Origin of the sequence: Hydrogenophaga sp., assembly GCF_048549895.1 — a bacterium.
GTDB lineage: Bacteria > Pseudomonadota > Gammaproteobacteria > Burkholderiales > Burkholderiaceae_C > Hydrogenophaga.
This window is the reverse complement of record NZ_JBLYYB010000138.1, coordinates 1-11,692: the sequence shown is the minus strand read 5'-3', so window position 1 is coordinate 11,692 and position 11,692 is coordinate 1. Positions and strand designations below refer to the sequence as shown.

Here is an 11,692-nt window from a genome sequence, read left to right as displayed (position 1 = left end):
CCATGGGCACGTTGCGCGCCGGGTCGAACGTGCCGATGGCCGCCATGAGTGCGATGCCGCCATCCCGTGCCAGCACCAGCACGGCGCCGGGCAGGCGGCCACGGTTCACGTCGGCTTGAAACACGCCCACCAGGTGGCGCATGCGCTCGGGGCACAGGCCCAGGTCGGCCAGCTCGGCCGGTGGCAGGGGCGCGCGCATGTCAGGCCCTGTAGCGTTGGCGCGCCAGCGCGGCGCCCTGGGCCAGCGCTTCAAGCTTGGCCATGGCCACTTCTCGGCTCATGGGCGCCAGACCGCAGTTGGTGCAGGCGATCAGTTTGTGCTTGGGCACGTATTGCAGCGCCAGGCCGATGGTGTCGGCCACCTGCTCGGGTGTTTCGATCACGTCGCTGGCCACGTCGATCACACCCACCATCACGTCCTTGCCTTCGAGCAGCTTCATCAGCTCGGGCGGCACGTGTGAGTGGAAGCACTCCAGGCTCACCTGCTGGATGCTGCTTTTTGCGAGCGCGGGAAACACCAGTTCGTACTGGCGCCACTCTTCGCCCAGCGTCTGTTTCCAGTCCACGTTGGCCTTGATGCCGTAGCCGTAGCAGATGTGGACTGCGGTGGTGCAGGTGAGGCCGCGCGCGGCCACTTCGAGCGCGGCCACGCCCCAGTCTGCTGCGTCTTTCATGTAGACGTTGAAGGCGGGTTCGTCGAACTGGATGATGTCCACGCCATCGGCCTGCAGTGCCAGGGCTTCCTGGTTGAGCAGCTCGGCAAAGGCCATGGCCATCTTGACCTTGTCGCCGTAAAAGCGGTCGGCCACGGTGTCCACGATGGTCATGGGACCGGGCAGGGTGAACTTGAGTTTTTTCTTCGTGTGCTTGCGCGCGAGCTGGGCTTCAAACGCGTGCACGCGGCCTTTCAATCGAAGCGGTGCCACCACCTGCGGCACCTGCGCGTCGTAGCGGTTGTTGCGGATGCCCATGGTCACCTTGTGCTCGAAGTCGATGCCCTCGACCTGCTCCACAAAGCCGTGCACAAAGTGCTGGCGCGCCTGCTCGCCGTCGCCGATCACGTCCAGCCCCGCGTCTTCCTGCGCCTTGATCCACAGCAACGTGGCGTCGGCCTTGGCCTGCTGCAGCTCGGGGCCTTGTGTCTTCCACTGCGGCCAGAGTTTTTCGGTTTCGGCCAGCCAGGCCGGTTTGGGCAGGCTGCCTGCGATGGCGGTGTCGAACATGGTGTCTCCAGTGTTTTCTTGAACAAGCGCCGAAATCTTAATCAGACGATGCCGGCTTTGCTGTCGCAGGGGCTTGGTCGGCCCGCGCCGTGTTCAGCGCGGCCTCACGCGCTCGGCCAGTGTGCGCAGGGCCACCAGTTGTTCGCCGATGAACTTGGCGGTGGTCTCGTCGGTCAGTTCGCCCTCGGCGTTGAACTTGCTGCCCGAGTGGTTGATGAACACCTCGGGCTTGTTGAGCGTGAAGGCGTTGAGGAACACCAGCACCTGGCGCAGGTGGTACTGCACCCGCGCCGTGCCCACCGGGCCGGGACTGGCACCGAGGATGGCCACCGGCTTGCCGTCGAACGGTGGCGCGGGCGGGCGCGACATCCAGTCCAGCGTGTTCTTGAGCACGCCGGGAATCGAGAAGTTGTATTCGGGTGTCGCGATCAGCACCGCGTCGGCCGTTGCGATCTTCGCCTTGAGCGCGCTCACCGACGCAGGCTCACCGGCGGCGCGCACGTCGTCGTTGTAGAGCGGGATGTCGGCGATGTCGACGACCTCGATCTCCATGCCCTCGGGTGCGAGGCACTGTGCGGCGCGCAGCGCCATGGTGTTGGTGGAACTCTTGCGAAGGCTGCCCGAGAGGGCGACGACGTGAAAGGTCATGGTGGCTTCTGGTTGTTGGGGGATGGGATCCGGGGTCGGTCAGGCCCGGGGTGCGCCGGCCTGCAGACCGGGGGCTGCGCGCGCAAACGCGTCGAGCTGTTCGCAGGCCGCCATGATGCGTTGCACGTGGGGAATGTCGGGCACCTCGATCTTGAAGATGCGGGTCATCACCACGATGCTGGCGAGGCAGATGTCGGCCAGGGACGGCGTGTTGCCGTGGCAGAAGGTGCCGGTTTCGGGTTCGCTGGCGAGGCGCTGCTCCAGCGCCTGCAGGCCGGTGCTGAACCACTGGATCTGCCAGGCGCGCCAGGCGGCTTCGTCGAAGCCGCCCACGCTGGTGAGGTACTTCTTCACCCGGGGCGTGACCAGCGGGTGGGTGTCGGCTGCCAGCAGCGCGGCGAGCGATCGCACGCGGGCGCGGCTGTGAGCATCGGCCGGCAGCAAGGCGGGTGCGGGGTGGGTTTCTTCGATGAATTCGAGGATGGCCAGCGACTGCGTGATGGGGGTGTGCGGCTGGTCGGGTGCGTTGTCGATCAGCGCGGGAATCGCGCCCATGGGGTTGATCTTGAGGAAGGCCTCGCTCTTCTGTTCGCCGGCCTCCAGGTTGACGTTGATCTCGTTGGGCTGCACGCCCTTGAGGTTGAACGCCACGCGCACGCGGTAGGTGGCCGAGGTGCGCCAGAAGGCGTAGAGGTCGAAGCGGGCTGGGGCGGTCATGGGGGGCTCCTGCGGGTGGGAAAAATGGCTCGTTGCACTGTAGCCGCAGTGCAGCATCGAAGTCGCTTCACAGTCCGTTGCGCGACCGTTACCATGCTCACAATCGCGCCAGAATGTGCGCACGGGTGTGGCCTTGCTCCCGCGTTTTCCACCCAAGTGCCCTCAGCAAAAAACTTCAGGAGACACGACATGAAATCCCTTCACCGCATGAGCTCGGTGGCCCTTGCCATGGGCCTGACCCTGGGCGCCAGCGCCGCGCTGGCACAAACAGCCGCTCCCGCCGCGCCCCCGGCGCCGGCCTGGAAGCAGGGCATGCCCGAGAGCATGGCCACCTCCACGCTGGCGCCCCTGGCCGGCAAGAACACCACCACCGCCGCGGCCGACATCCCGATCGACAAGATCAAGCTGCCACCGGGTTTCAAGGTCGAGGTCTGGGCCACCGGATTGCCGGGCGGTCGTGCCATGGCCATGGGTGACGAGGGCAAGATTTACGTGGGCACGCGTGGCCTGGGCCGCGTGTACGAGGTGAGCAACAACGGGACCGAGCGCACCGTGCGCACCGTGGTCGACAAGCTGGTGCAACCTGCCGGCGTGGCCTTCAAGGACGGCACGCTCTACGTGATGGCCATCAACAAGGTGCTGCGTTTTGACGGCATCGAGAAGAACCCGGCCGTGGCACCCGTGGACATGACCGAAGCCTTCAAGTTGCCCACCGAGCAGCACCACAACTGGAAGTACATCGCCTTCGGCCCGGACGGCAAGCTGTATGTGCCCTTCGGTGCGCCCTGCAACATCTGCGCACTGCCCACACCCGAGTACGCGCAGATCCGCCGCTACAACCCCGACGGCTCGGGCATGGAGGTGGTGGCCACCGGCGTGCGCAACAGCGTGGGCTTCGACTGGCACCCCGCCACCAAGGAACTCTGGTTCAGCAACCATGGCCGCGACTGGATGGGTGACGACACTCCCCACGACACCGTCAACCGCATGCACAAGGTGGGCTTGAACTTCGGCTTTCCGTCGTGCCACCAGGGCAACCTGCCCGACCCCGATGTGAAGAAAGACAACGCCTGCGCCGGCGTCGAACAACCGGTGGCGCTCATGGGCCCGCACGCCGCGAGCATGGGCGTGACCTTCTACACCGGCAACATGTTCCCGCCCGAGTACAAGGGTGTGCTCTTCAACGCACGCAAGGGTTCGTGGAACCGGACCAAGAAGATCGGCTACGACATCGTGATGGTCAAGGCCAGCGCCGATGGCAAGAACAGCCAGGTCGTGCCCTTCATGACCGGTTTCATGAACGAAGCCGACCAGTCGTTCTGGGGCCGCCCGGCCTACATGCTGCAGATGAAGGACGGCTCGCTGCTGGTGTCCGACGAGCAGCTGGGTGCGATCTACCGCGTCTCGTACGCGAAGTAAGCCATGGTGAAGATGTCGATTGCGCGGGGCGTTTCAACAGCGCTCCTCGGGCTGGTTTTCGGGGTCGGCTCGCCGCTGTGGGCGCAAGACATCTCGGCGCGCCTGATGGCCTGCGCGGCCTGCCACGGGGCGGATGGCAACTCGCAGTTGCCCAACATCCCGTCGCTGGCCGGGCAGCCCAAGGTGTTCGTTGAGAACCAGCTCGTGATCATCCGCGAGGGGCTGCGCGAGATCCCGGCCATGAAGGGTTTGCTCGACGGCGTGAGCGACGCGGAGATCACCGCCATGGCGGTGCACTTTGCCAGGCTGCCCGCGCGCAACGCGCCACCACCGGGTGACCCGACGCTCATGGCGCAGGGCAAGGCGCTGGCCGAGGGCATGCGCTGCGGCATCTGCCACCTGCCCGATTACCGCGGGCGCGAACAGATGCCGCGCCTGGCTGCCCAGCGCGAGGACTACTTGCTGTATTCGATGCTGCAGTTCAAGAACAACCAGGCCACCGGGCGCGACACCATCATGGCGGCGTCGCTCTACGGCGTGTCGGACAACGACATCAAGGCCCTGGCCCATTTCCTGGCGCGCGTGGCGCCGTAAGCCACCCGCTCAGCGGTGGAGCGTGGGGGCTTCAGGCTTCAAGCCTGTTCTCTGTCGCTCAAGGTCACCAGCAGCTGGATCACCTCGGCGCATTCTTCCTCGATGCGGGCAATGCGGTGGGACACGGCCGGGGGCAGGGACTTCTGTTCGGTGTGGCGGATGGATTCCGTCTGCTCCAGGATCGCCGACATGCGCTCGAACAGTTCCGAGGTGATGTGGTCGGCGCGTTCCACCGGCTTGGGCGCGGCAGCCTGGGCACTGGACGTGGCGGGGGCGACCGCGGGTGGGGCTGCCGGCTTGGCCTTGGGCTGCGGCGCAGGTTCGGAGAAGTCACCGAAGATTTCCGTGGGCGCAAATTCGGTCTCGCGCCCGCCCCAGCCATCGTTGGAGCGCTGCCGGGTGGCGGCGGTCTTGCTGGTGAAGTCGCCGTGCGGTGAAAAGCTCAGCTCGATGGTTTCCATTTCCTCGTTCAGGAGCTGATCGACCCGGTCGCGGATGTCCTGCCGGTTGATCGGCTTGAGGAAGAAGTCCACCGCGCCCAGCTCCATCGCCTGTCGGCGGTAGATCTCCTCGGTGTGCGATGTGACCATGATGACCTGCGTGCCCCGCGTCTCGGGGTTCTGCAACATCTGCTTCATCACCTCGTAGCCGTTGAGGTCGGGCATGTCGACGTCGATGAGCATGAGGTCAGGCCGGTGCGCGTTGAGCTTCTTCAGCGCGTCCTCTCCGCGCACCGAGAAGTACAGCTGTGCACAGTCCATCAGCGTGCGCGCCAGGACGTGCACCATGGTCGGATCGTCGTCGACGATCAGCACCCGGCGTCGCTCGGGCTTGGCGTTGGGGGTTGATGGGTTCACAGGTCTTCCCGTTGGTTGAGAAACCGATGTTGCGCTTTTGCCCGCTCGCGCAAAGCCGGAAAAGCGGCACACACCGCCCGCAAATCGACGCATCAGGGCGGTGATCGGTGCAACTGGGCGGTCGCGCCACCGCTTATCCGGGGCTTCGATGTGGTGGCTGGCCAGACACTGGAGCGTCCTGCCCCAACCGTGCCCGCACGCCATGAACCCAGACCAGCCCGTTCGCCAGAGAAGACTTGCCAGCTTCGGTTTGACGGTGGCCATCGTGTGTCTGGGCCTGGTGGTGAGCGCCCTGGCCGCCTGGTCGCTGGCGCGCCGGGCTCAGGCCGATGCCCAGAGCGATTTCTCGCGCAGGAGCGAGCAGATCACCACCGAGGTGGTGCAGCGCCTGTCGGCCTCGGTGTTCGGGCTCAAGGGTGCGCGCGGTGCTTACGCCGCCAGCGAACAGGTGGACCGGCAGGAGTTCAAAGCCTTTGTGGGCTCGATGGACCTGCAGCGCGAGTTCCCCGGCAACCGGGGCTTTGGCTGGGTGGACCGGGTGCCGCGCGCCCAGCTGGGGGGCTACCTTGAGCGCGTGCGCGCCAGCGACTCCCCCGGGCTGATCCTGCGCCAGTTCGGCCAGCAGCAAGGCGATACGCTGTACATCGTCCGCTTCATCGAGCCCGAGTTGCTCAGCCCGAGATCGATGGGCGCCGACATGGGCAGCGACCCCCGGCCCCGGGTCGCGATCGAGCACGCCATTGCCACCGGCCAGACCACGCTGAGCGCCGCTGTGCCGCTGGAGCGCGATGGCCAGACCTCGCCCGGTTTCCTGATGTTCGTGCCGGTCTACGCGGGCGGCGTGTTGCCGGCCACCGAGCCCGAGCGCCAGGCGAAGCTGCTGGGCGTGTTGTACGCGCCCCTGATCGCCCGCGATGTGCTGGCCGGTGTCACCGGCGCGGCCGAAGACATGGTCACGTTCCAGTTGTTTGCGGGGCAGACCGAGCCCCGGCTCGACAACTGGATTGCCGGGGTTCACTCCACCGCCGGTGGGCGCGGCATCACCGAAACCACCGAGCCCCGACTCGTCTCGCCCGCCGCCTTCACCCAGCAGTTGCGCTTCGAGGTGTATGGCCAGTACTTCATCCTGCACACCAGCAGCACCAGGGCATTCGAGCAGCTGGTCCGCCAGCTGCCCGCGTTGGCCCTGCTGTTGCTGGGCATCCTGCTCACGCTGGCGCTGGCCTGGATGTCGACCCAGTCGGTGCGTGCGCGGCTCAGGGCCGAGGCGCTGGCGCGCTCGATGACGATCGACCTGGAGCGGCTGGCCGTGGTGGCCCAGCGCACCTCCAACGCGGTGGTGATCACCGACACGCAGCGCCGCATCACCTGGGTCAACGAGGGTTTCGAGCGTGTCACCGGCTACGGCATGAGCGAGGTGCTGGGTCAGCGCCCGGGCGAGTTCCTGCAGTTTGAAGAGACGGACGAGCGCGAGCTGGCGCGCCTGCGCGCGGCGCTCGATGCGGGTCAGCCCTTCCTGGGCGAGCTGCTCAACCGGGGCAAGGGTGGCCGGGTGTACTGGATCGAGCTGGAAATCCAGCCGCTGAAATCCGAGCGCGGTGAATTCCTGGGCTTCATGGCGATCGAAAACGACATCACCGAACGCCGCCACAGCGCCGAAGCGCTGCAGTCCAGCCAGGCGTTTCTGGACCGCACCGGCCGCATCGGCGGCATCGGCGGCTGGGCGATGAACATGGCGACCATGGAGATTCGCTGGACCGACCAGACCTGCCGCATCCACGAACGGGAGCCGGGCCACCGCCCGTCGATGGAGGAGGCGCTGTCGTACTTCGCGGCCGACGCGCGCCACCTGGTGGAGGAGTCCTTCCGGCAGTGCTGGAAAACCGGCGAGGCGTTCGATCTGGAGTTGCCGCTGGTCACGGCCCAGGGCCGCGCCATCTGGGTGCGCACCGTGGGCGAACGTGATGTGCGCGACGGCATCTCCCACGGCCTGGTGGGCGCCATGCAGGACATCACCGCCCGCAAACAACTCGCAGACGCCATGGAGCGCACCAACGAGCTGCTCACCAACGTGATCGAAAGCCTGCCGTGTGCGCTCAGCGTGATCGACGCCAACGGCCTGCTGCAGCTGGCCAACACCGAATTCGGCCGCCTCTTTGGCCTGCCGGACCACCTGTGCCAGCCCGGCGTGACCCGCTTCGAGGACATGGTGCGCTTCAACGCGCAGCGGGGCGATTTCGGTCCCGGCGACCCGGAGCAGCAGGTGCGCGATCTCATCCACGCGGCCGTGACGGCCGGGCGCAAACAGCAGTTCGAACGCACCATGCCCAATGGCGATGTGATCGAGCTGCGCCGTGGCCGCATGGACAAAGGCGGCTTCGTGACCACCTATGTGGACATTTCGGCGCGCCTGGAAGCCCAGGCGCAGGCCCGCCGTGCCCACGACATGTTGTCCAGCGCGCTGGAGGTCACGGGCGCCGGGCTGGTGATCTTTGATCCGGCGGACCGGCTGGTGTTCTGCAACGACCGTTACCGCGAGCTCTACAACGAGACCGCCCACCTGCTCAAGCCGGGTGCCGTGTTCGAAGACATCGTGCGCGCCAACCTCGCACTGCAGGAACCCCAGGCCGCGCAGGGCAGGCGCGAAGAATGGGTGGCCGAGCGCGTGCGCGACCACCGGCTGGGCGGCGAGTGGGAGCGCCGCATTCCGGGTGGTCGCACGTTGCGCGTGGTGGAACGCGCGCTGCCCGACGGCCATGTGGTGAGCTTTCGCATCGACATCACCGACGTGGTGCGCGCCACCGAAGCGGCCGAGGCGGCCTCGCGTTCCAAGAGCCAGTTCCTGGCCAACATGAGCCACGAGATCCGCACCCCGATGAACGCCATTCTGGGCATGCTCTCGCTGCTGCAGCGAACCCCGCTCACGCCGCGCCAGCTCGACTACGCCGACAAGACCGAAAGCGCGGCCCGCTCGCTGCTCGGTCTGCTCAACGACATCCTCGATTTCTCCAAGGTGGAAGCCGGCAAGCTGGTGCTCGACCCCCATCCCTTCGGCGTTGACCAGCTCATGCGCGAGCTCGCGGTGGTGCTCTCGGCCAGCGTGGGTGAGAAGGAGATCGAGGTGCTGTTCGACATCGATCCCGACGTGCCGCCCGTGCTGTTCGGCGACGCGCTGCGCCTGCGCCAGATCCTGGTGAACCTGGCGGGCAACGCGATCAAGTTCACCCACTTCGGCGAGGTCGTGATCGCGCTGCGCGGGCGGCGCAGCAGCGCAGGCCAGCTGGCGCTGGATGTGCTGGTGCGCGACACCGGCATCGGCATCGCGCCGGAAAACCAGGCGCGCATTTTTGAGGGCTTCACCCAGGCCGAGGCCAGCACCACGCGCCGCTTTGGCGGCACCGGCCTGGGACTGGTGATCTGCCAGCGCCTGGTGGGCCTCATGGGTGGAGAGTTGCGCATGCAAAGCCAGCTCGGGCGGGGCACGGCGTTCAGCTTCTCCATCGTGCTGGGGGTGCCCCGTCACACGGTGGCCGATGGACTGCCTGCGCCGGTTGGACCGGCGCTTGATGTCCTGATCGTGGACGACAACGACCTGGCGCGCGACACGCTGGCCAGCATGGCGCGGGCCAACGGCTGGAACGTGCAGTCGGTCGACAGCGGAGAAGCCGCCATCGAATGCCTGAGCCAGGCGCGTGAGCACGGGCGGCGTTTCGACGCGGTGTTCATGGACTGGCACATGCCCGGCCTGGACGGCTGGGAGTCGGCGCGCCGCCTGCGGGCGGCACCGCTGCGCGAGGCGATGGACCTGCTGATCATGGTCACCGCCCACGGCCGCGAGCTGATGGAGAGCAGGAACTTCAGCGAAAAGAACCTGCTCGACGGCTACCTCATCAAACCGGTGACCGGCTCCATGCTGGCCGATGCCTTGGAGACCGCGCGCGCCGAGCGCGACGGGGTGCCCTTGCCGGTGGTTCCGACGCCCCACCAGGGTGAGCTGCAAAGCCTGCGCATCCTGCTGGTGGAAGACAACGAAACCAACCAGCAGGTGGCCTGCGAGCTGCTGGCGGGCGAGGGCGCGCGCGTGACGGTGGCGGGCAACGGCCGCATCGCGGTCGATCTGCTGGCCGCCGACAGCGCCGCCTTCGAGCTGGTGCTCATGGACGTGCAGATGCCGGTGATGGACGGCTACACCGCCACGCGCTGCATCCGCGAGGAGCTCGGCCTGCGCACGCTGCCCGTGATCGCCATGACCGCCAACGCCATGGCCAGCGATCGCGAGATCTGTTTGCAGGCGGGCATGAACGACCACGTGGGCAAACCGTTCGATCTGGCCCAACTGCTGCGCACGATCCGGCAGCACGTCCCGCACAGCGCCGATCTGCCGACGGCGGGAGCCCGGGCAACGGCGGCGCCACCAGCGGTGGCCGTGTCCGCCGCCGCGCAGGCGCTGGCCGATGCGCAAGGTGTCGAGCTGCAGGCAGCGATGAGCCGCCTGGGCGGCAGCCCCAAGGCCTACGCCCGCTTTCTGGAGCGCTTCATCGGCGACCTTCCGCGGCAGATGACCGAGCTGCAGACCAGCGTGGCGGCGGGCGATTTCAAGTCGGGTGCGCGCGTGGCGCACACCCTCAAGGGACTGGCCGGCACGCTGGGCATTTCGCCGCTGGTGGAACACAGTTTCCGGGCCGAGAAGGCGCTGGCCGCTGCGCGCCGGAGCGCCCATGTGGAAGAAGCGCTGAGGCCGCTGGTGGCGTTCGACCTTGATGGTCTGGCCGCGCTGCTGGCGGCGCTGCGCGAGGCGTCGCCCGAACCGCCGGCCCCAACCGTGGCGGGCCGCCGCGACCTGCGCGACCTGCACATCCTGGTGGTGGACGACAGCGACATCCAGCTCGCTGTGACCCGCCACCAGCTGGAGCTGCTGGGCGCACAGACCAGCTCCGCCGGGTCGGGCGAGCAGGCGCTGGTGGACCTGCGCCGCTGGCCCGAACGCTTCGACGCCGTGTTGATGGATGTGCAGATGCCCGGCATGGACGGGCTGGAGACCACCCGGCGCATCCGCGACGAACTGGCGCTGGCGCACCTGCCGGTGATTGCGCTGAGCGCCGGAACGCAGCCCGAAGACCGCGAACTGGCGCTGGCCGCCGGCATGAACGACTACCTGAACAAGCAGCTCGACCCCCGGCACTTGCAGCGCGTGCTGCGCGAGCAGATCGAGCGCGCGCGCGGCACCTGGCTGGTGGTGCTCGACGACCCCGAGTCGCCATCCTCCGATCCCCCGGCCGGCGCCCCCGCCGACGGGCCCTGGGCTGCGGTGACCTGCCTCAACCACCGAGCCGCGCTGGAGCGCATGGGCGGTGACCAGGCGCTGTTTGTGAGCGCCTTGCGCCGCATGCTGGACGAGTTCGGTTCGCTGCAAGACGAGCCCGCGCCCTCTGAACTGGACCCGACCACACGCGCCGCGCTGGCCGCGCGCATGCACAAGCTCCGCGGCGTTGCCGCTCTCGTGGAGGCGCAGCGGGTGAACACCGTGGCGCGCGGGCTTGAAGACCTGCTGCGCGCACAGGCCCCCGAGAGCTCGGTGGTGCTGCTGTGGTCACCGCTGCGCGCGGCCCTGGCCGAGCTCGACGGCGCCACGCGCGACCTGCGTGCCCCGGCGCCACCGGGCGTTGAGGCGCAGGTCCATCCGTGGGTGCCGGCGCTGGGGGAGGGCGCGCTGGGTGCGTTTCGCCAGATGCTGATCGGGCAGGACCTGGATGCACTGGCGTTCTTTGCCGAGCACCGCGCCGCCCTGGCCCAGCGCCTGGGGGCCGAGACGGTGCTGCGCCTGGGGCGTCTGCTCGACGCGCTGGATTTCGAGGCGGCGGCCGATCTGATCGGGCAGGGCAGCACGGTGTGAGTGCGGGTGCGCCGGGGGTGTGACGAAACGGAACATCCGGGCGTCAGGGAAAGTCCGGGCGTGTGGGCGCGGCGGCTGCGGATCATCATGCCGCGTGGCACGCCGGCGGGTGTGCTGCCCCAACACCTCCAGGAGACCTGCATGAGCACCCCAGCCTCTTCCGAACCCGCGCACACCCGGGGGGTCACCACGCCCGCCTTGATGGAGATCACCATCGGCCAGGCGCTGGCGCAAACCGCCGAGCGCTTTGGCGCGCGCGAGGCCCTGGTGGTGCCGCACCAGGGTGTGAGATGGACCTGGCGCGAGCTGCTGCAGCGCACCGACGCGCTGGCCGCCGGCCT

7 protein-coding genes and 2 pseudogenes are annotated in these 11,692 nt (G+C 67.8%); 4 read left to right on the top strand and 5 right to left on the bottom strand.

Going from position 1 to position 11,692, the window contains the following annotated elements:
- The 4 genes and pseudogenes from ACN4F8_RS14105 to maiA all read right to left on the bottom strand — a co-directional run.
- A pseudogene (locus ACN4F8_RS14105) lies at positions 1–199 on the bottom strand (serine hydrolase); the annotation flags it as partial.
- Between the two features lies 1 nt (position 200).
- Positions 201–1,223 carry a methionine synthase gene (locus ACN4F8_RS14100; RefSeq protein ID WP_419474181.1) on the bottom strand — a complete coding sequence of 341 codons (1,023 nt, stop codon included), beginning with the start codon at positions 1,221–1,223 and terminating at the stop codon, positions 201–203.
- 93 nt (positions 1,224–1,316) lie between these two features.
- The gene (locus ACN4F8_RS14095) at positions 1,317–1,871 is read right to left on the bottom strand and encodes an NADPH-dependent FMN reductase (protein ID WP_419474180.1); all 555 of its coding nucleotides are present in this window, start codon (positions 1,869–1,871) and stop codon (positions 1,317–1,319) included.
- Positions 1,872–1,910: 39 nt separating this feature from the next.
- Entirely contained in the window at positions 1,911–2,588 is a 678-nt protein-coding gene (gene maiA / locus ACN4F8_RS14090; protein WP_419474179.1) for a maleylacetoacetate isomerase, read from the bottom strand.
- A 189-nt stretch (positions 2,589–2,777) separates the two neighbouring features.
- Between maiA and ACN4F8_RS14085 the strand changes: the two genes are divergently transcribed.
- Together ACN4F8_RS14085 and ACN4F8_RS14080 are read left to right on the top strand one after the other, a co-directional pair.
- Positions 2,778–4,007, top strand: a complete 1,230-nt coding sequence (locus ACN4F8_RS14085) for a PQQ-dependent sugar dehydrogenase (protein WP_419474178.1) — start codon at positions 2,778–2,780, stop codon at positions 4,005–4,007.
- 3 nt (positions 4,008–4,010) lie between these two features.
- The gene (locus ACN4F8_RS14080) at positions 4,011–4,601 is read left to right on the top strand and encodes a c-type cytochrome (RefSeq protein WP_419474177.1); all 591 of its coding nucleotides are present in this window, start codon (positions 4,011–4,013) and stop codon (positions 4,599–4,601) included.
- A gap of 38 nt (positions 4,602–4,639) precedes the next feature.
- Here ACN4F8_RS14080 and ACN4F8_RS14075 read toward each other — a convergent pair whose 3' ends face one another.
- A complete protein-coding gene (locus ACN4F8_RS14075; RefSeq protein ID WP_419474176.1) occupies positions 4,640–5,458 on the bottom strand; it encodes a response regulator in 819 nt (272 codons plus the stop codon).
- A 202-nt stretch (positions 5,459–5,660) separates the two neighbouring features.
- Between ACN4F8_RS14075 and ACN4F8_RS14070 the strand changes: the two genes are divergently transcribed.
- Both ACN4F8_RS14070 and ACN4F8_RS14065 read left to right on the top strand, forming a co-directional pair.
- Positions 5,661–11,351, top strand: a complete 5,691-nt coding sequence (locus ACN4F8_RS14070; RefSeq protein ID WP_419474175.1) for a response regulator — start codon at positions 5,661–5,663, stop codon at positions 11,349–11,351.
- Between the two features lie 141 nt (positions 11,352–11,492).
- A pseudogene (locus ACN4F8_RS14065) lies at positions 11,493–11,692 on the top strand (AMP-binding protein); the annotation flags it as partial.

Bases quoted from the DNA above. Each gene is read 5' to 3' on its own strand.
- ACN4F8_RS14100 (WP_419474181.1), bottom strand. From the start codon at position 1,223: ATGTTCGACACCGCCATCGCAGGCAGCCTGCCCAAACCGGCCTGGCTG.
- ACN4F8_RS14095 (WP_419474180.1), bottom strand. From the start codon at position 1,871: ATGACCTTTCACGTCGTCGCCCTCTCGGGCAGCCTTCGCAAGAGTTCC.
- maiA (WP_419474179.1), bottom strand. From the start codon at position 2,588: ATGACCGCCCCAGCCCGCTTCGACCTCTACGCCTTCTGGCGCACCTCG.
- ACN4F8_RS14085 (WP_419474178.1), top strand. From the start codon at position 2,778: ATGAAATCCCTTCACCGCATGAGCTCGGTGGCCCTTGCCATGGGCCTG.
- ACN4F8_RS14080 (WP_419474177.1), top strand. From the start codon at position 4,011: ATGGTGAAGATGTCGATTGCGCGGGGCGTTTCAACAGCGCTCCTCGGG.
- ACN4F8_RS14070 (WP_419474175.1), top strand. From the start codon at position 5,661: ATGAACCCAGACCAGCCCGTTCGCCAGAGAAGACTTGCCAGCTTCGGT.